Source organism: Arenibacter echinorum, from assembly GCF_003259375.1.
Lineage (GTDB): Bacteria > Bacteroidota > Bacteroidia > Flavobacteriales > Flavobacteriaceae > Arenibacter > Arenibacter echinorum.
Window position 1 is genome coordinate 299,279 of the sequence record NZ_QLLN01000003.1, and the last position, 19,959, is coordinate 319,237.

Genomic DNA, 19,959 nt, shown 5'->3' on the forward strand with positions numbered 1-19,959 from the left:
ATAGGATACCAAAATTGGTAAACGCGACTTAAGCTAGATTTTTTTCAATTGCTGTTGCATCATCTTGATCTGTTCTGCAAGCATATTTTGTTTGTCCAGCTTTTTCGCTTCATTTAATAGGGTGGTAGCTTCCCTTTTTCTACGTTTTTGCATGGCTATACCGGCAAGGCTCAATTTGGCCATTGCCACATCATAATCCATATTTAGACCAAATTTCAATGCTTTTTTAAAGTATTTTTCGGCCTGGGTAAGGTTGGTCTGTGAGAAAATGATACCATTCAGGTAATTGTAGTAGCCATTTTGCTTTTTGGTTAGGGCAGCCTCCGGATTTTTAATTTTATCGAGCCATTTTTTTGTTCCGGCCAAATCTTGCTTCCTCATTCTTAGAAAAGCCAATAAAATAATTTCATTCCTAAAATATAGAAATACAAAAATAGAGGAAAGGAGAATCAAGGAAATCCCATTACCAATATTACCTTCTACAAATTGATATACCGCATAAGCTATTATTAATGCGGCTATAACTAGTTTTAAATTTTTATTGAACATATTACTTATTGATTAATTGGTACGTTATTTTAGATTTGATAGTGGTCGGAATTTCTTGTCCGCCCATTTGTGTCATTGTGGATATCCCCGTAGAAATTCCCTCTACAAGCATATGTATTATGAAACCAGTATTGGTATCCGCAGTCAAGGTTGTGGTTTGTGTACCGCTAAGTTTCATTACGGTATTGGCATCCGTAACATCCATCAACACCGCAGCTTTACCACTAATCTTGGCCTTATTGTCTTCAATACTCTTAAGGGTCCACACATTGGTTGTCTTTAATTTTCCATTATAGACATTCTCCCATATATCGTTAACATTAACTTTCTTATCAGGATAAATGAAGGTCATTTGCTTATAACTATTGGACAAAGCCTCAGAACCAAATTCATTTTCCAAGGATTTCTTCATCATATTGATCGAGAATTCATCTTCTAGACCAGAAGCCCTTGCCATTTTGGAAACCAGACTATCTCCACCTTGAACCTTTAAAATATCTCCTGTCTTTGCCAAAACCATTTTAACCGGATTGTTCAATATGGTATTGAATACTTTGGATTGCATATCCGCATCAATAACCTCTTTGGCCTTGACATTCATTAATTCCCCTTGGATACTAGAAGTCATTTTTAGGTTTAAATCCTTGAATGTCAATGCAACCTCATAGCCATTATTCAGCTCCCCCAGCACTTTAAATTCCAATATTCCATTAATGTGGTTCGTTATTTCATGGGTTGCACCGTCCAATTCCTGGGTTATAATCTGCTCGGCATCCTGCTTTACCTTAAAAACATCTCCCTTTTTTAAGTGATATTGCAATGTGGTTTGTGCATAAACACCCATATTGCATAGGATGCAAACCATTAAAAAAATAAAGCGCTTCATGTTAAATTGTCATACTGGTTAAGCCGTTGCAAAAGTAGTAAAATCCTGTGGGCCTTATAGTGGGCAATACTAAAAAAAATATTTTTTTAATTAGATTTGCCAATGAAAAAACTCTTTGTATATTTGCAGCCGGATTTTGCTGTCGATGAAGCAAAATTTAAGATTGTCAAAAAGAAATTTAAGCATACTATAAAAAATACGCTACGATGAGCAAAAGAACATTTCAACCATCAAAAAGAAAGAGAAAAAACAAACATGGTTTTAGGGAACGTATGGCTACTGCCAATGGTAGAAAAGTTCTTGCTAGAAGAAGAGCTAAAGGAAGAAAGAAATTATCTGTATCCTCGGAGCTGAAGCACAAAAAATAATGATAGAATTGTTTTTTTAAAATAACAAGGTGTTACTTTTTCCGAAGTAGCACCTTTTTTTTGTCCAATTCCCTTTTTTCATATATATAAATAACTAGTAAAATGCCCAAAAGAAAAGATTTAAATTCTATTTTAATTATTGGTTCCGGACCCATCGTTATTGGTCAAGCGTGTGAATTTGATTATTCAGGTACACAGGCATTGAGATCTTTAAGAGAAGATGGCATAGAAACAATCCTCATCAACAGTAACCCAGCAACGATCATGACGGACCCAACCATGGCCGATCATGTATACTTAAAACCACTGACTACAAAATCCATTAGGGAGATTTTGGAAAAACATCCCAATATAGATGCAGTCTTACCTACAATGGGTGGTCAAACAGCTTTAAATCTTTGTATAGAAGCGGATACTAAAGGAATTTGGGAAGATTACGGTGTAAAGATCATAGGTGTAGATATTGACGCCATCAATATTACCGAAGACAGAGAGAAATTCCGTGAGCTTATGCTTAAAATTGGCATTGGCATGGCGCCTCAGGCAACTGCTACATCCTTTCTAAAAGGAAAGGAAATTGCCCAAGAATTTGGATTTCCATTGGTTATCAGGGCCTCCTATACCCTTGGTGGTGCCGGAGCTTCTATAGTGTACAAAGCGGAGGATTTCGACGAACTTCTTAGTCTTGGATTGGAAGTTTCCCCAATTCACGAGGTCATGATAGACAAAGCCTTAATGGGGTGGAAAGAATATGAACTGGAATTGCTAAGGGATAAAAATGATAACGTAGTTATTATTTGTACCATTGAAAATATGGACCCCATGGGAATCCATACCGGAGATTCCATTACGGTAGCCCCGGCTATGACCCTATCTGACACTACCTTCCAGAGAATGCGCGATATGGCAATTCATATGATGCGCAGTATCGGGGATTTTGCGGGTGGATGTAACGTTCAGTTCGCTGTTAGCCCTGATGAAAAAGAAGACATTATCGCTATTGAGATTAATCCCAGGGTTTCCCGATCCTCAGCATTAGCGTCAAAAGCTACTGGTTATCCTATTGCCAAGATAGCCGCAAAACTAGCCATAGGGTATAATTTAAATGAGCTGAGCAATCAGATTACAAAATCTACCTCCGCCTTATTTGAACCTACCCTAGATTATGTAATCGTAAAAATACCACGATGGAATTTTGATAAATTTGAGGGCTCGGATAGAACTTTGGGACTTCAGATGAAATCTGTAGGAGAGGTAATGGGCATTGGCCGATCCTTTCAGGAAGCCTTGCACAAAGCCACACAGTCCTTGGAAATTAAGAGGAACGGACTTGGAGCTGATGGTAAAGGATATACCAATTATGATGAGATTATAAGCAAACTCACCATCCCAAGTTGGGACCGTGTCTTTGTAATTTATGATGCCATACAATTAGGGATTCCATTGAGCAGGATCCATGAAATCACTAAAATTGACATGTGGTTCTTAAAGCAATACGAGGAGCTATATCAACTGGAAAAGGAAATTTCCAACTTCAGCATAGAAACACTTTCCAAGGACCTGCTTTTGGAAGCCAAGCAAAAAGGGTTCGCCGACAGACAGATTGCCCATATGCTGGATTGTTATGAGAGTGAAGTGTATAATAAACGTGTTGCCCTGAATATTAACAGGATTTATAAACTGGTCGATACCTGTGCTGCCGAGTTCAAGGCCATGACCCCTTACTATTATTCTACTTTTGAGGCGGAAATAGAAACTCCTGACGGTAAGAGATATGTAGAGAACGACAGTATTGTAAGCGACAAGAAAAAAATTGTGGTCTTGGGCTCAGGGCCTAACCGAATTGGACAGGGTATCGAATTTGACTACTGCTGTGTACATGGGGTATTGGCCGCTTCGGAATGTGGCTATGAGACCATCATGATCAACTGTAATCCCGAAACGGTTTCCACGGATTTCGATATCTCGGACAAGCTTTATTTTGAGCCGGTATTTTGGGAACACATTTATGATATTATTAGACATGAAAAACCAGAAGGCGTTATTGTTCAACTTGGAGGCCAAACAGCCCTTAAGTTGGCAGAAAAGCTTGATAAATACGGTATCAAAATAATAGGCACCAGTTTCAAAGCATTGGATTTGGCGGAGGACAGAGGAAGTTTTTCTAATTTATTGGCCGAGAACAATATTCCTTTCCCCCAGTTTGGTGTTGCCGAAACGGCCGATGAAGCCTTGGCCCTTTCAGACGAGTTGGACTTTCCACTCTTAGTTAGACCGTCATATGTTTTGGGTGGACAGGGAATGAAGATTGTAATCAACAAAGAAGAATTGGAAGAGCATGTGGTAGACCTTCTGAGAAAAATACCTAATAACAAATTGTTGTTGGACCATTATTTGGATGGCGCCATTGAGGCAGAGGCCGATGCAATTTGCGATGGGGAAGATGTTTACATCATCGGAATTATGGAGCATATAGAGCCGTGTGGAATTCACTCCGGGGATTCCAACGCCACCTTACCTCCCTTTAATTTGGGCGAATTTGTCATGCAACAAATAAAGGACCACACCAAGAAAATTGCCTTGGCCCTTAATACTGTAGGATTGATCAATATTCAATTCGCCATAAAGGATGATATTGTATACATAATAGAGGCCAACCCTAGGGCGTCCAGAACGGTACCATTTATTGCCAAGGCCTACAAGGAGCCATACGTAAATTATGCAACCAAGGTGATGTTGGGAGAAAAAAAGGTAAAGGACTTTAATTTTAACCCACAATTAGAGGGATATGCCATAAAGCAACCGGTATTCTCCTTTAATAAATTCCCTAACGTAAATAAGAACTTAGGCCCTGAAATGAAGAGTACTGGGGAGAGCATTTTGTTTATAGACAGTCTCAAGGACGACGAATTCTACAACCTGTATTCCAGGCGTAAGATGTACTTGAGCAAATAATCCCTAGGATTATGAATATTGCAAGAAATTCACTTCCAAGGAAATAAAAAACTCCTTTTTCTATTAAGTTAGAAAAAGGAGTTTTCTTTTTTTTATTGTTGACAAGTGAGAGTCAGTATAAAACATCTGAAGTTGACCACATAATAACCGATCTACGAAGACCAAACTAGCCTAATTAATCTTGCTAAGGATTAAATTATTCAGTAGCACTTTTAAAGGCTTCTACGCCCCCAACAACAGGAATTGTTAATGTTGTAACATCCAAGTCAACCGATAATTCTGTTCCAGGATGGGGCAGAAGCGTAAATTCCCTGTCACTTGAGAAAATCATGAGTGCTATTTGTTGGCCTTTGGGTATAACCTGGTCGTCCGGCATCAAATTAAAAGTTACATTGTAGAACTGTCCTGGCACCAAAGGTTCCCCTTCTGTAATGGAGCTATGGTTTTGTGGGTCTGCCCAACCACGGGTTATGATGTTTTCCGTTATTTTTACATTCTTACCATCATTCCAAGGCATGGAAACCAACCAAACCGATAAATTGGCAGCAGCTTTGTTGCTCGCCACAGAAATACTGATTTTAGGGGTTCCAGAGAGGTGGATATCCTTGGTAAGGGTTGGCGTAATATAAAGCAGTCGATGATTTGTATTCTCTGCCTTGGCCAATGTTTCTCCAGAAAAGGAGAAATTATCCACCAAAGTTTCCACCCCTTGATTAGGCTTCTTTTCAGTACTTAGACCACCTTTCTCAGGTGCACCTCCCCCAAGATATAAAGTTACATCTGCTGCTTGAGGATTGGGATAATCTTTATAGGGTGTAGGACTTTGCTTGTCGTCATTCTCGCGAACGATCCAGGCCTTGGCATCTTCTTCCACACCATTTTCAACTCCATGTAGATAACGGGTGAACCACTTGTTCATCATTGCTAGAGGAGGCTCCCCTCCATGCCCGTTCTGGTGATAATAAATTTGGGCAGGCAAGCCTTTATCCTTGACTGCCTTATAAATTCTATAGCTATGTTCCGGCATTACGTTCCAATCGTTAAATCCATGTGCCATCAATAAAGCGGCCTTCATAGGCTCCATATCATTTAAATAGTCACGCCCGGCCCAAAAATCGTTATAATCACCAGTGATCCTATCCATACCGTTTTTCATTTCGGTATCCCTAACCACCTTATTGTTATGGGCTCGTTTGGACTCGTCCCCGCTGTGTATAAAGTCGTAAAGCACATCAATATCTTCACCTAAGTACCCCCCTGGAGAACGTACAAGGCCATTGGACCTATAGTAGTGATAATAGGAAGTATTGGGAGCAATCGGGATAATAGCCTCCAACCCCTTAACTCCTGTGGTAGCTGCCGCCAGTGGTATGGTACCATTATAAGATGTCCCGGTCATACCTACTTTTCCCGTAGACCAATAGGCCTTTACCTTTTCTTTGCCATACGGCTCCGTGTAGCCTTTAGCCCTACCACATAACCAATCTATGACCGCTTTTGGGGCCAAGGACTCATTGTCCCCACCTACGGTAGGGGAACCTTGGGATAAGCCTGTGCCAGGGGAGGAGGAGTGTACCACAATATAACCACGGGGAACCCAGGTCTGTATATGTGACTTAGAAATATATGGTCTTTCCCCAGTCCTGACCACCTCTGGGTGCAAACGCTCTTTGGGACTTTCCCCTAATTCATGCCGTACATCCCAAAAAATCTCATTCAAATTGGAAGCCACACCGGCAAAATAAGGACTACTGATGTAAATAACGGGTAATTTAAGTCCCTCCGTTTCAGTTTGGCCAGGCCTAGTGACCGAGACATGCATTCTATCTTTCTTACCATCCCCGTCAGTATCAAACTCTGTTTCTACCCAGAGGTCATGTGTTATCCATGCAGATTCGTCACTAAAACCGGGAACAACCTGTGCTTCACCGTTCTCAAAAATTGGAGCAGATTTATTTTCTAATAAAACTTCACTTTTCTGGGCGCTAACAATGGTTAGTACTCCAAATAAAAATGTGCATAGAAATGCTATTTTGTTTTTTATCATAATCGACTTTAAATTAATATTTAAAATTTAGGTTTATTTTATCTGAGAGGCTAACTCGTTGATTCAAGACCAATATAAGGTTTGAAATAAAATTGATTCCAATACATGTTTTTGGGCTGGCAATTCATTGGACGCTTCAGTGCCTATACCATATAATGCACTGGTTAGATATGCACCTAGGCCTAAAGTAACTGATAATTTGAATGGAAAAGAATTTATGACCCTCATGTAGATTCGCAATAAATAGCAATTATATAGGACGAATATAACCAATAATTGCAGTACAAGGTTTCAATTAAGTTAGCCAATCTATATGATTTTATTACTTCCTATAGATGTAATAAGTAGACTGAAAATTCAATTATAGCTCAGCTAGAAACTGTTCTAAGCCCTAATTGTTTCGCAATAACTTTTAGAAATAATCTTTGGTAATCAATCCTTCTTCTTGATCATTGTAAGCGAGAACCATCCCAAAACGATCACGATAAGGACAATTATTCCCCATAACCAGGCCTTGTTTTTAAAAATAGGCTCTTTTTCCAATAATTGCAGTTTCTTCAATTCCTGTTCACTCCCCACTTTTAAGGGAGTAAGGATCTTAGGGATATTTTTGGAAAATTGTGCAATGTCGTAGTTGGGCATTGCTACATGATTATTCCCATAAGTAAGATAATAGGTTGCTTCTGTGGTAAACCGGGCAACCAACTCATGTAAAAAGCCCTTAACTTCTATATTTTCAAAGTTGAGTGGTTGATTATCCCCATTGTAGACCGTGATTTTCATTTTCTGTACAATCGTACTGGGAAAATCAAAACTACTTTCTTCCAACGAACTCAATGTTCCGGATAACAAGTTGTTATAATTATAATTCCAGCCCCTTTCGGTTTTGATACTATCCGTTACATGGGATATGGTAATTGGTCTGTAATAATCATATTCTTCTTGCACCCCAAGGGAAATAGAACTAATAGGCACCGCTTTGGCCAGATCCAATGTTATTTCCGTAGTTCTTTCAGATTTATTCCCCTGAATATTTTTTGCTTTAACAGGATAGTTTATAAATTTCCCTTCTAAGATTTCATTAATGGAAATTTGGGCAGTTATTAAGTTTGGCTTTTTATCACTTTTAATCAATAACCTAAAAAAGCGATACTTAGAACTTGGGAGGGCGATGGTCGTAAATTGGTAATCTGTCAATTCATTTTTAACGGATAAAATACGATAATCATTTACCAGAGTAAACCATTCCTCTTGTTGCTGACTACCTTGTAATTCTATTTTCCAATCGAAATTCCTCTCCTCAAAGTCTAATTTTATTTGGTCTATAACTGCTTCGGTTGCCACTTCAAAAGTGTAATAGTAACCATTATGGTTATGTGAGGTATTAACTATATTGAAATTGATCGCCGTACTATTTATTTTTTCGGAATTAATACGGAGTAGGTAGGGAACTTCTATAGTATCCTTGTTGCCCTCTAAGCCATATATCCTTAAATCTGATAAATTGTTTGAGACCTTTCCAAACATAGAATCGGGCAGGGGTACCGTATGCCATTGGTTATTTACCCCTGTAATCAACCTCTTGTATTGATATTGTTCCATTTGACCATAAGAAAGTGAACAGGCCAATAGAATTATAAAGGTGATACATTTATTCCTTCGTTTCATTGGTTATGATGTGTTTGTATTTATTGTACAAAAAGGAAATAATCAATAATAGAACTCCCAAGGAAACAAAGACGATAGTCTTTGCTAGAGTATCCAAATGTGATATATCATATAGGAAAAGTTTTATTAGGGTAACTCCAAACAGGGCAAAGGCCATTATCCGCAGATGTTTCTTGTTTTTCCATATCCCCAAAACTATTAGAAGTAGCGCATATACGCCCCACAATATACTAAGTCCCAACTTATAGGACTGTGCAAATTCCAATATATCCATCCAATTGATCAATTCACTACTCGAAATCCAGAGCAATGAAATATATAATAAAAGATCATATCCAATGTTAAAACGCAGCTTTAAAAATTCCTGCTTATTGTACCAATAAGTGGCCAGTAAAGTAATTCCAACAAAAATATAAGAGACGTATCGCATTATTATATTCCATGTACCAATGTGATAATATTGGCTGTTGTTACGGTCCAAATAACTTTCCCTGAGTTCGCTAAGTTCATAAAGGCCGACAAATAAAAAGAAAGCAATAACCAAACAATTTATAACTATACTAAAAACACCTAATTGATGACTTTTTAACTTTTTAATATTGATTAAAGAGAATGCCGACACAAATAACAAGGTGTAGTTAATGGTCCAAATGTCCCTTATACTTCTAATATTGTAATCCCAAAAATAACTGGGTTGATCGTGGCCCTCTGGCGTGATAACTAGTGCGGAATCCAAATACAATTGGTCCCAATAGGTGACCAACTCTATCCTTAAGGCAAAATATATTATCAATACCAAAACTACGGGAATGGAATAAGAGATTAATGTTTGGTAAGAGTTTCTGGGTTCTTTATTGTTAGGGGAGTTCCTTTCCCTTAAATCTATCCAATACATATATCCAAAAGCGCAGATAGTTAAAAGTGAAGTAAGAAAATTTAAATTTAATAAAGGTGTAATCTTAGTTCCACTATCTGCAGGATCGTAGCCACCATACACCCAGGACCAATCTTCAAAAATACTAAATACGGCCAATAACATCAGGGGATAGGAAAGCTTTTCATAAATAGTCACATGTTTGGATCGCCCAAGCCAAAACAGTAAAGTGGCTTCCCCGGCCCATAAAAGAGTTACCCAGTTTCCGTTCAATTGAACAGGGATAGCAATGGTTATAAAAACCAGGACCAAACCGATAATAAAATAAAATAAATTTACGTCTGCCAGTTTCTGACGATATATTATAAATCCTACCACAAAGTGAATCAGAGCATTTATAAGGGTAAATAATCCCAGAAGTTGTTTCCCTGCCTCTTGATTATGCAGTATGCTATATCCTAATCCAAAAAAGATCATGGAATTAAACAAAAGGAGTATCACATCTGTAATTCCAAATTTTTCCTTTTGTAGAAGTTTGTAGCCCAGAAAAGCCATATAGAATATAAGAAAAAACAGGCTCAGAAAAGTCATAGCCATTCCGAAATGTTGTTCCGTTTCATACTTTGATATGAACCAAACAAAAAACATCAACCAAGTTAATCCAAAAGAGGAATAATAAAGTGGTTTCCAATATTTCTTAAAGGCGATGATAAGGATACCAATATTTATAATTGCCATGTAACTAAATAATACCATTACTTCATTAGAACCTTCACTCAGTAAAAATGGGATGGCATAGGCGCCCACCAGTCCGATAAGCGCAATCACCTGCCTGTTATAATTAATTGCAGCTACCACTGTAAAAACGGTAAAAACAACCATAAGAGCAAAGGCCATTCCCTGGGGAAAAAGATTATAGAAACTAAAGGCTGCAAAGGTTATAAAATAGAAAATGGCCATGGCGCCACTTACCAATACAGCACTGTAGTTTTCGAATTTTTGCTTTAATTTTATACCAAATCCCAAAAGTCCGGCACCTGCCAAATAGCCCAAAATTATCCTTGTGAGCGGACTAATCAGCTCATGCTCTATGGAGTATTTTGCCCCTATGGCCACCCCGATGACCGTAATAACAATTCCAATTTTATTAATTAGGTTCTCGCCAATAAACTTTTCGATATCCAGCTTTAATATTGGTGTTTTTTTTATTCCTGAAAGTTCTTTTTCAACTTGGGTTTTCGCAGGCTGGGTGCCAATTACCGAATCCTGTACTACCTTTTCAGTGGATTCTTTGGCCTGTAATGGGGCTGTCGTAGAAATTGTGTCGGAAAGACTGGTGTCAACTTGGGTTTCCCTTAAGAGATTGATGTCTTTACGGAGTATATTTATTTCCTTGGAAAACTCGTCCTGTCTTTTTAACAATAGCTCGAGCCTTTCTAAGAGTAAATTAATTTGGTCCTGGGAGTCTGTCATTATTGGTTGGATAACTTAATGGGTAGAGTTCATAATATCCTTGGCTGAAAAATAATAAATATTTACCATCTCAATAGATTAATGAATACAAACGCCATTTATGCCAATGTATTTTAACCAAGCAGACAACAATTTGCAAAGCTCTGCAATTTTCCTTGTTATTAATCAACTTCAAATGCTGATCATTAATAATGGATAAACCTCATTGTTTAATAGCGTTGGCAATAATGGGCCATATATTATTGGCTATAATTTTTTGCCCTTCGGCTGTGGGATGTATTCCATCGGGTTGATTTAGTTCTGGATTGCCTGCCACATCCTCCAAAAGGAATGGAATAAGGCCTAGCTTATTCTTTTTGGCAAGATCTGGAAATATATCCCTGAATTCGCGGGTATAATCCTGACCCATATTGGGAGGAATTTGCATTCCGGCCAGAATAATTGTCGTATTCGGATTTTTTTGCTGCACCACATCTATAATTTCCTGTAAATTACTACGGGTTTCTTCCAATGATATGCCCCGTAGACCATCATTGGCCCCAAGTTCCAGAACAAAAATCTCTATATCGGCATTAAGCACCCATCCAAGCCTATTTTTGCCACTTGCCGTAGTTTCCCCACTTAAACCGGCGTTCACAACTTTATAGGACAGCTGTAGGGAATCTACCTTCTCTTGGATCAAAGCGGGAAAAGCTTCATTGGGATCAAGGCCCATACCCGCAGTAAGACTATTCCCAAAAAACAATATTACCTTGCTTGTACTCTTGGTCTCAAGCTTGTTTTCAATGGCATTTTCTTCTTTTCCTGCTGCATCCGACTTCTTGGTGGCCATATTTCCGCAAGAAGTAATAAAAATGATTAATAAATAAGAAAATCTTAACAAGGTTCGCATAGGATATTGGATTAAAATCAAAATCATTTCAGTATTTTGCCTACTTGGGAAAATCATGAAATAAAAATTATATGGCAAAGATATTAAACGTAAACAATTTAGGGAAAATCTATACTAGTGGCTCTAAAAAACTTACGGTGTTGCAAGATATTACTTTTGACGTTGAGGAAGGGGATACTTTTTCCATTGTGGGCCCTTCTGGAAGCGGAAAAACTACATTACTTGGTATATGTGCGGGTCTGGACCAACCGGATTCGGGTATGGTGACCCTTTGCGGAACTGAATTAGGGAGTTTAAACGAAGATGAGAGGGCCGTACTGCGCAATAAGAATGTAGGATTTGTGTTTCAGGATTTTCAATTACTACCAACACTTACTGCTTTAGAGAATGTGGCCATTCCGTTGGAATTAAGGGGGGATAAAACCGCCATGAAGAACGGTATGGAACTTCTGGACAAGGTAGGTCTTCAAAATCGATTCCATCATTATCCATCCCAACTATCGGGTGGGGAACAACAGCGCGTTGCCTTGGCAAGAGCATTCTCCAACAATCCTTCCATATTATTAGCCGATGAGCCTACCGGAAATTTGGATGCGGAAACAGGTGAAAAGGTGATACAATTACTTTTTCAGTTAAATGCAGATGCAGGCACTACTTTAGTAATAGTTACCCACGATTTGGAATTGGCAGCCAAGACAAAACACATATTAAGGTTAAAAGGTGGTAGAATAATTGCCAACCAAGAAACAACGGCATTGTGAACGAACATAACAGCACTTCAAAGTCCGGATTCCAATGGCTTCTAAAAATGGCATGGCGGGATGGAAAGGCGAGTAAAAGGAAACTTTTTCTTTTTATGGCTTCGATTATTATGGGGATTGCCGCAGTAGTCTCTATCCAGTCTTTTGGGGATAATCTTAAAAAAAATATCTCCTTGCAATCCAAATCCCTAATGGGTGCCGATTTTATAATCGATAGTAGGAATCCACCAAATGAAAAGGTTCTGGGAATAATGGATTCCCTTGGCGGGGCCAATGCCAAAGAAATAAATTTTCCTTCCATGGCTGCTTTCCCAAAAACAGGAGCTTCCAAATTGGTACAAGTTCGTGGAATTGAAGGCGGTTTTCCTTTTTATGGTATACCGGAGACCATACCCTTAGCAGCAGCAGATAACTACCAACAAAATGGTGGAGCTTTGGTAGATGCCACAGTCATGCTTCAGTATAACCTGCAAGCCGGAGATAGTATTAAAATTGGGGAAGTAACCTTTCCAATTTCCGGATCCCTAAAATCGATACCCGGTAGCTCCGGGCTGTTCAGTTCTGTGGCACCTCCCGTGGTGATTCCCTACAGATTTATCAAAGAAACTGGATTGATACAGAAGGGCAGTAGGCTGGATTACGAGTTCTATTTCTTCCAACCAGATACAGATCTGGAAGCACTGGATAAAAAGTTGGATCCCATATTGGATGCCGAAGGTGCCGATTTGGATACCCATACCTCCACTAGTGCCAATTTGGGTCGTAGATATGGGAATTTCGGAAAATTTCTTAATCTAGTTGCTTTTATTGCCCTCCTTCTTGGCTGCATTGGAATTGCCAGTGCCATTAATATTTATATAAAGGAAAAATTAAGATCGGTAGCCGTATTAAAGTGCCTGGGAGCAACCAAAAAACAAACTTTTCTTATTTTTCTACTGCAAATTGCAGTGCTTGGTTTAATTGGGGGAGCTATAGGTACCGTATTCGGTATAATTCTACAACAAATATTCCCGTTACTTTTGGGAGACCTTTTACCTGTGGATGTACAATTGTCCTTGGCACCGAAGGCTATAGCCATGGGACTTCTATTGGGTCTCTTCATGTCTGTCCTTTTCGCCTTATACCCTTTAATGGGCACCTTGTATGTCTCGCCACTTCAAGCTTTGAGAGTACAGGAAGTGGATAGGTCTAGGTCTAGAAGGGGACTTATATTGGTCTCTTTGGCAATTTTGAGCTTCTTGTTCCTTTTTTCATATTGGTTATTAAAGGATTGGAAATATTCCTTGTCATTTGTTGCTGGTATTGTAGTTACCTTTGCCATAATGGCCGGCTTGTCCGCATTGGCTATGAAGGCTATAAAAAAATACTTTCCAACTTCTTGGGGTTTTACTGCCCGTCATAGTTTATCGAACCTTTTTAGGCCACAGAACCAAACCTTGACCTTGGTCTTGGCTATTGGTATAGGTACCTTTTTGATCAGTACCCTATATTTCACCAAAGACTTCTTACTGGCAAAATCTTCCATGGGAACAGATGACAATAGCCCCAATATAATTCTTCTGGATATTCAAACGGAACAGAAAGAAGCCGTAGCCAATACCATAAAGCTCGATGGTCATCCCGTGTTGACGGATATCCCAATTGTTACTATGAGGGTAAATAGCATAGAGGGAAAGTCTGTAAACGACATCAGAAAAGATACAACTTCCACGGTTAATCAGTGGATATTGAACCATGAGTTTAGGGTAACCTATAGGGATAGCCTTATTTCCTCGGAAAAATTGGAATTTGGAGAATGGGTCAACAAAGTAACTTCCAAGGAGAAAATACCTATTTCCGTGAGTGATAATTTTGCAAGGGATGCCAAGGTGGAAGTGGGGGACGAGATGAGCTTTAATGTACAGGGTGTAATTATGAATGCCGTTGTAGCCAGCATAAGAACGGTGGATTGGGGCAGGATGCAACTAAACTTTTCCATTGTATTTCCCTTGGGTATTTTGGAAGAGGCTCCGCAATTTACAGTGCTTACCACCAATGTACCCGATGAAAATGCATCGGCAAAGTTGCAGAAGGAATTGGTTAGGGTATTTCCCAATGTATCCATTCTGGATATAAGGCAAATCTTGGTGGTAATTGAGGGCTTGTTGAACAAAATTTCATGGATTATTAATTTTATGGCATTTTTTAGCATCCTTACTGGAATAATAGTGCTAATGGGTGCCGTAAGGACCAGTAAATATCAGCGAATACGTGAAAGTGTGCTTCTAAGGACCATTGGTGCCAAGAGTAACCAAATACTTAAAATAGTGGCCTTGGAGTACCTTTATTTGGGTGTTTTGGGAGGTTTATCGGGAATTTTGCTATCCTTGGTAAGTAGTCAGTTACTGGCTTTTTTCGTATTTGAATCAGCTTTTACACCTTCGTTATTTCCATTTTTGGTACTGTTCCCAGGAATTACTTTATTGGTCTTACTGATAGGGTTAACGAATAGTAGAAGTGTTATTAAAAGTCCACCGTTGGAAGTATTGCGGAAGGAAGCTAGATAACCAAGATCTGAGCGATCTATGTTTTTTTTATAATCCAACAAATTAGGATAACGAGAACTACGGAAAACAACAACCAGTTTATCCCTTAATTATTTTTAGTTAAGCAGATAAAGGGCTTTTGCTTTGGGAAGGTCCGTTTTTGAGTGTTGCCCAATCTCCAAAAAATATTCCAATTGCCATTTTTGGGTAGATTGAGCTGTTATATTGGTAGGTTGGGACCAAGGGGGATAAACCCTAAAACCTCGTTTCCCTTCTTTTTTGTTATAGGATACTATTCCTTTTTCGATTAGGGCGGCTTTAGGAAATACAAATTGTCCTATATGTGGTCCCTCTTGGATATTTATTACGAATAAATCTACCTTGTCGGATTCATCATATGGCGTGGTTTGGCCATTTTCATTTCTTTTCCACAAGGTTACGAATTGTCCTATTTTTTTTGGAGTGATTTTAGCCTTTCTTGCCACAACATATAAGGCATTCAATTGAAATGAAGAGGCTTCATATTCTTTACTTTCCTTATCCAGCACATAGTTTGATACCGTTAGGCCACAAGACGTATAGACTTCTTCAAGAATAGTAGAAAAATCTGTGTTAGATATCAACTTCATTTTAATAATTTACTTCAAAATGCAACTAAATTAGCAAGCATTTTAAAATACTAAATATTGTTTTCGGCTAATTTAAGTCTTTCTGCTTCCCAACCATGGTCCACATATTCCCATGAAAAATCATTTCCGTTTATCTTAATTTTAACAAAGCCCTCCTTAGTATTATGCCTTCTTCCTTTCCAACCGTTACCTGCAATGGAGCCTCCCGTTAAAAAATGAAATCGATCGTTGATGAATCCATATTCCTTCCAATGAATATGTCCCTGTAGAACAAGCTTTAAATTATGGTCTTCCAAGATCTTAAATACATCGGAAGCATTCTTGACCGTTCTACTACCTTCGCTACCGTTTAATTGGGAATAGGTGCAAATCATGGGAATATGGGTGGTAATGATAATGGGAGTGCTTTTATCCACCTTTGCAATATCCTCCTTTAGCCATTCCAATTGTTTTTCATGAAAGATACCCTGATATCTTTTGTTTTCGGTTACATCCAAGGAGTTCAGGGTTATAAAATGCCAACCTTTATGATCAAAAGAATAGTAAGTGTCCCCAAAATGTCTTTCCCACATACCGTATTTATAATCGGGATGATCTTCAGATTCTGGACTTTCTTCATAGATGGCAAATAGGTCGTGATTACCGATGCAATTATGGACCGGCATGTTAAAGCCCTTGCTCATGTCTTTATAGAGGGTAAACAGGGATTCACTTTGTTCATAGTTACCGCGCATGGTATCAAAAGCAAGGTCCCCTCCGGTAATTACAAAATCGGGATTCAATTCATTAACCTTATCTATGGCCATCTGAAACCCCTTGGGCGCATTCATTTCCGGTTTTATGTGTATATCCGTTAGAAATGCGAATTCAAAAGAATCCCCATTTTCTTCTGTTGCTTCCTTTTCGTTTGAATTTTGACAGGAAATTTGCGTAAATGGTATGGCTACAGCTGCCAAACCCGATTGAAGCAAAAACTTTCTTCTGCCGCCTATGTCTTTTTTTTCGTTCTCCATGCCTTATTTTTTATTTAATTCATCTTGGTTTATAATCCAAATCTCGGAAACTTGGGACCCCCGTTCTCCCTCACCACAGCTCCATTCCAGTTCCAGAATTCCGTCCTCTAAAGCATTGGCAGGAACTTTAAACTCGTATATGGGCCGGTCACCTGTAGTAATGAAATCGTGTATCATAATATTCTCTGCCATCAATCTAATTTTTGAACGAAATCGCCCTGTATAACCCACCCTAATTAAATAGGAGCCTTTGGGATCCAAATCAGGATACACCATTTTTAAAGGTTCATCATATAAGGCCGTAACTTGGTTCATCCAAGATAATGGCGTTGTATGGCCGTCAAAGCCTACAGCCGTTATCTCATGTACCCATTCTTCACCTCTGAGACCTACCCCAAAACTGACCCTTGGCGATTTTAATCCACCTGGATCTTCTTCATAACTATAATTGGAAACTACCCTGCTCCAACTTGCTGGTGTCCCAAAATTATCATAATATCCACCGGGACCCGGGTTGTTCCGCTCCAATAAATTGGCTATTGCCTTCAATTTATCAGCTTCATCTCCATTTTTTTCGATTAAGGAAAGTTGGTCTATCAGCCACATACCGTCATTCAAAGGCACATCAATATTATCTATAAAATTTCCTCGCCCAGCAGCCGCAAAGTGTTTTCCCACGGTTAATTGGGCACCTATACTTTCAAACAGATCATTGGCCAAGGCATAACATCTGTTTTTCCATTCGGACATAATTGGTTGCTGTTTGGCCTTATATAAGGTTTTCATAGCTTTTTCTATAGCATCAATTGTACCTATAACTTTGGCCGTCGACAATATTTCCCTTGCCTGCTGCTCCAATTCCGTCTCATAAATCATTCGTCTATATTGATAAGCGTCGAAATAGGCTCTTATGAGTCCCATTTGAAAACGGAAATTACCTAAAACTTCCTTTGTCGCATTCTTTTCCAGATTCTGCCACTGCTGCAAGGTTCTAATTACCCCATCGTTGGTAAGTAATGGACCTTGAAGGTTTTTTTCCAAGGCCATTAATCCATGGGAAACTGTCTCTTTATAATTAGGGCCAATAAAATAGCGAGCATAATCCCGCAAGGTTTCCATAACGGGTGTTTTTGGATCCCAATCCTGATCGCTCCATATCATTTTATTAACATCGTCATTGGTGCCTTCGGAATAACTTATACTCCCCTGGGCATATTGGTCAAAGGCGTTATGAATTATTTTCTGGTCATTGGGCCTAGGATTTATACACTCCCTCCCCAAGGTAATGGCATAGGCCAGATCCCAATGTGGAATGGGATATTGGCTGCTAAGACTATGGGTTATATCCGGGTACCTTCGTATCGGAATTCCTGGATTAAGGCGTTCCCTAATTTCTTTAATCGGCGTTTTTATCCAAGGTCCAAATACAATGCCACCAAACCACGGGTACTCTTTGTTTACATGTTCATAAAAAGTTTCGAACCAGGCATTTGTGGGCCTAAAAACCTGAGGGGAAACCCATATTTTGGCGTTAGGATGGTATTCATGCAGCACTTCTGCTTCCTTTTCCAACCAGCTGAACAATTCATCCGGCTCCAAATCCCCTGGATCTCCACCTGGGACAAATAGTGCATCCAATCTGGGCACAGCTTTGAATACCTTACGACGCTCCTCAATTTCCAACTTCAATGAGTCGGAACTTGTATAGTCGGACCCCAAATTGGGATACCACATCCAAACGTCCATGCCATATTTGTCACATATTTTGGATTGTTCAACAATCATTTCAATGGCCGGAAGCTTCATATGAACACTGGTGAAATCATCATCCGTACGGGGAGGCATTATTTCAATACTATTGGCCCCAAAAATTACCAGATCCCGAATATAATTATCAAATTGCTCCACGGAAAATGCGTCATAGGAATTGGTCTTTGGTCGGTACCCCAATTGGTGACCCCGTATGGGATAGGCCGGACTGGAAGCAATATTCAGATCACTTGGTAGTAAAATTTGCCCCTGGGACAGTTCCAATTTCCTTAAAAGTTTTCCGATCCCATATAGTACCCCCCTAGAATCGTTCCCCACTACGAGGACTACATTTTTTTTGGGAATTACTGCTATTTTGTAACCTTCCGCTTTTATATCTGGCATTGTGGCCAAGAACTGCCTGTATTCCAATGGAAATTTATCAAGTCCATTTTCGAGTCCAATAACTATAGCCCTTTGGGATCGATTTGGAAATTTGCTCCCTTTAGTGAGTGTAATGTTACTCCTTTTACTTATTTCCTCCTGTAAAATGTTAATGGCATTTAAGACCAGTGGATCCTGTTTTTTCAAGCTGATTATTTTAGCCTGACTCAAATCGATTATTTGTCCTAAAAGGGCAGATGGATTAATGAAAACAAACAGAACAAAGATTAAGGATAGTTTAATAATTCTGTTCATATAAATTAATTTAATTATCTAATAATGAGTTATTTAAGACGCCTATCCTTTATTGTTAAATTGCCAACTCGCTGCCGGTGGACAAATTTTGGCTATCGCCTACCGCCTTTTTAATATTACTTAGATCTTCTGAAAGTTTTTGACTAAAAAGTCGCATATCCGAACTGTGCAATACAATATTGGCACCTTCCTTTACCCACTTTATTTGGTATTCTGGATGGGCGGGAAAATGTATTCCTGCGGCAAGCCCTTTTGCCCTTGCCTTGTTTATTATTTCTTTAACCGCCTTTTCAAAATTGGGGTGGTCATATTGTTCCGGCAGGCCCATATTTATGGAAAGGTCGTGAGGGCCTATGACGATGCCGTCCAAGCCAGAAACACTAAGAAGCTCGTCCAATCTCTGTACCGCTATGGTACTCTCTATATTTATCAAACACAAACTGTCCTGATTGAAGTTGTCCAAATAAGTCTTTAATACCGGTGATAATTCTTCCCTTCCGGTTATTACATTTTGAAGTCGCTCTCCCTTCAAGGGTCTATATTTGGTGGCACCCACCATTTGCTGTACTTGACCTATATTTTCAATATAAGGCGCCAGTACCCCCACAGCCCCAGCATCTTTGGCCATACATGCCGCATAGGGGTCTGGACTTGGTATGCGAACAATTGGAGACATCCCATGAGCGTTATAAATCTGACATAAAAAGGTTAGTTCCGTTCTATCCAAAGGAACATGTTCCGTATCCAGAAAAACAAAATCCAAGCCAGTGCCCTTTACTACCTTGGACCAAATAGGGGAGGTAGATAAAATACAGGTCCCGTAAATATTTTGGTTGCCGCTTAGTTTTTGTTTAAGGTTAAGTGCCATTGG

At 39.1% G+C, this 19,959-nt stretch carries 14 protein-coding genes; 4 read left to right on the top strand and 10 right to left on the bottom strand.

The genetic code is table 11. From position 1 onward, the window contains the following. Positions 1–33 precede the first annotated feature (33 nt). Both LV92_RS08485 and LV92_RS08490 read right to left on the bottom strand, forming a co-directional pair. A complete protein-coding gene (locus tag LV92_RS08485) occupies positions 34–549 on the bottom strand; it encodes a DUF2892 domain-containing protein (protein ID WP_111623221.1) in 516 nt (171 codons plus the stop codon). A 1-nt stretch (position 550) separates the two neighbouring features. After that, on the bottom strand, positions 551–1,435 hold the full coding sequence (locus LV92_RS08490) for a DUF6263 family protein (RefSeq protein WP_111623222.1): 885 nt from the start codon (positions 1,433–1,435) through the stop codon (positions 551–553). 206 nt (positions 1,436–1,641) lie between these two features. Here LV92_RS08490 and rpmH point away from each other — a divergent pair, with 206 nt between their 5' ends. Further along, positions 1,642–1,803 (top strand): 50S ribosomal protein L34, encoded by a 162-nt coding sequence (rpmH, locus tag LV92_RS08495; protein ID WP_026809253.1) that lies wholly within the window; start codon positions 1,642–1,644, stop codon positions 1,801–1,803. Between the two features lie 102 nt (positions 1,804–1,905). Next, complete coding sequence (carB, locus tag LV92_RS08500; RefSeq protein WP_111623223.1) at positions 1,906–4,758, top strand: carbamoyl-phosphate synthase large subunit; 2,853 nt, start codon at positions 1,906–1,908, stop codon at positions 4,756–4,758. A gap of 196 nt (positions 4,759–4,954) precedes the next feature. Here the strand turns inward: carB and LV92_RS08505 are convergent, their stop codons facing one another. The 4 genes from LV92_RS08505 to LV92_RS08520 all read right to left on the bottom strand — a co-directional run bounded on the left by LV92_RS08505 (position 4,955) and on the right by LV92_RS08520 (position 11,712). Beyond that, positions 4,955–6,805: a Xaa-Pro dipeptidyl-peptidase gene (locus LV92_RS08505; RefSeq protein ID WP_111623224.1), complete on the bottom strand. Its 1,851-nt coding sequence runs from the start codon at positions 6,803–6,805 to the stop codon at positions 4,955–4,957. Between the two features lie 432 nt (positions 6,806–7,237). After that, complete coding sequence (locus tag LV92_RS08510) at positions 7,238–8,473, bottom strand: DUF3999 family protein (protein WP_111623225.1); 1,236 nt, start codon at positions 8,471–8,473, stop codon at positions 7,238–7,240. Beyond that, positions 8,457–10,820: a DUF2339 domain-containing protein gene (locus tag LV92_RS08515; RefSeq protein ID WP_111623226.1), complete on the bottom strand. Its 2,364-nt coding sequence runs from the start codon at positions 10,818–10,820 to the stop codon at positions 8,457–8,459. The genes LV92_RS08510 and LV92_RS08515 overlap by 17 nt, the downstream gene beginning before the upstream one ends. Positions 10,821–11,022: 202 nt before the next feature. Continuing rightward, complete coding sequence (locus tag LV92_RS08520; protein WP_111623603.1) at positions 11,023–11,712, bottom strand: arylesterase; 690 nt, start codon at positions 11,710–11,712, stop codon at positions 11,023–11,025. A gap of 71 nt (positions 11,713–11,783) precedes the next feature. Here LV92_RS08520 and LV92_RS08525 point away from each other — a divergent pair, with 71 nt between their 5' ends. Together LV92_RS08525 and LV92_RS08530 are read left to right on the top strand one after the other, a co-directional pair. Continuing rightward, positions 11,784–12,473, top strand: a complete 690-nt coding sequence (locus tag LV92_RS08525) for an ABC transporter ATP-binding protein (protein ID WP_111623227.1) — start codon at positions 11,784–11,786, stop codon at positions 12,471–12,473. Positions 12,474–12,520: 47 nt separating this feature from the next. After that, complete coding sequence (locus LV92_RS08530) at positions 12,521–15,019, top strand: ABC transporter permease (protein ID WP_111623604.1); 2,499 nt, start codon at positions 12,521–12,523, stop codon at positions 15,017–15,019. Positions 15,020–15,114: 95 nt separating this feature from the next. Here LV92_RS08530 and LV92_RS08535 read toward each other — a convergent pair whose 3' ends face one another. The 4 genes from LV92_RS08535 to LV92_RS08550 are packed head-to-tail and all read right to left on the bottom strand — an operon-like array spanning position 15,115 to position 19,956. After that, a complete protein-coding gene (locus LV92_RS08535; protein WP_111623228.1) occupies positions 15,115–15,627 on the bottom strand; it encodes a MepB family protein in 513 nt (170 codons plus the stop codon). Positions 15,628–15,677: 50 nt separating this feature from the next. Further along, positions 15,678–16,640 carry a metallophosphoesterase family protein gene (locus LV92_RS08540; protein ID WP_111623229.1) on the bottom strand — a complete coding sequence of 321 codons (963 nt, stop codon included), beginning with the start codon at positions 16,638–16,640 and terminating at the stop codon, positions 15,678–15,680. Positions 16,641–16,643: 3 nt separating this feature from the next. After that, positions 16,644–19,088, bottom strand: a complete 2,445-nt coding sequence (locus tag LV92_RS08545; RefSeq protein WP_111623230.1) for an alpha-glucuronidase family glycosyl hydrolase — start codon at positions 19,086–19,088, stop codon at positions 16,644–16,646. Between the two features lie 55 nt (positions 19,089–19,143). Next, the gene (locus tag LV92_RS08550; protein ID WP_111623231.1) at positions 19,144–19,956 is read right to left on the bottom strand and encodes an HpcH/HpaI aldolase family protein; all 813 of its coding nucleotides are present in this window, start codon (positions 19,954–19,956) and stop codon (positions 19,144–19,146) included. Positions 19,957–19,959: the final 3 nt, after the last annotated feature.

What these genes read in the sequence shown, in the direction of transcription:
- LV92_RS08485 (WP_111623221.1), bottom strand. Translation starts at nt 549, where the DNA reads ATGTTCAATAAAAATTTAAAACTAGTTATAGCCGCATTAATAATAGCT.
- LV92_RS08490 (WP_111623222.1), bottom strand. Translation starts at nt 1,435, where the DNA reads ATGAAGCGCTTTATTTTTTTAATGGTTTGCATCCTATGCAATATGGGT.
- rpmH (WP_026809253.1), top strand. Translation starts at nt 1,642, where the DNA reads ATGAGCAAAAGAACATTTCAACCATCAAAAAGAAAGAGAAAAAACAAA.
- carB (WP_111623223.1), top strand. Translation starts at nt 1,906, where the DNA reads ATGCCCAAAAGAAAAGATTTAAATTCTATTTTAATTATTGGTTCCGGA.
- LV92_RS08505 (WP_111623224.1), bottom strand. Translation starts at nt 6,805, where the DNA reads ATGATAAAAAACAAAATAGCATTTCTATGCACATTTTTATTTGGAGTA.
- LV92_RS08510 (WP_111623225.1), bottom strand. Translation starts at nt 8,473, where the DNA reads ATGAAACGAAGGAATAAATGTATCACCTTTATAATTCTATTGGCCTGT.
- LV92_RS08515 (WP_111623226.1), bottom strand. Translation starts at nt 10,820, where the DNA reads ATGACAGACTCCCAGGACCAAATTAATTTACTCTTAGAAAGGCTCGAG.
- LV92_RS08520 (WP_111623603.1), bottom strand. Translation starts at nt 11,712, where the DNA reads ATGCGAACCTTGTTAAGATTTTCTTATTTATTAATCATTTTTATTACT.
- LV92_RS08525 (WP_111623227.1), top strand. Translation starts at nt 11,784, where the DNA reads ATGGCAAAGATATTAAACGTAAACAATTTAGGGAAAATCTATACTAGT.
- LV92_RS08530 (WP_111623604.1), top strand. Translation starts at nt 12,521, where the DNA reads ATGGCATGGCGGGATGGAAAGGCGAGTAAAAGGAAACTTTTTCTTTTT.
- LV92_RS08535 (WP_111623228.1), bottom strand. Translation starts at nt 15,627, where the DNA reads ATGAAGTTGATATCTAACACAGATTTTTCTACTATTCTTGAAGAAGTC.
- LV92_RS08540 (WP_111623229.1), bottom strand. Translation starts at nt 16,640, where the DNA reads ATGGAGAACGAAAAAAAAGACATAGGCGGCAGAAGAAAGTTTTTGCTT.
- LV92_RS08545 (WP_111623230.1), bottom strand. Translation starts at nt 19,088, where the DNA reads ATGAACAGAATTATTAAACTATCCTTAATCTTTGTTCTGTTTGTTTTC.
- LV92_RS08550 (WP_111623231.1), bottom strand. Translation starts at nt 19,956, where the DNA reads ATGGCACTTAACCTTAAACAAAAACTAAGCGGCAACCAAAATATTTAC.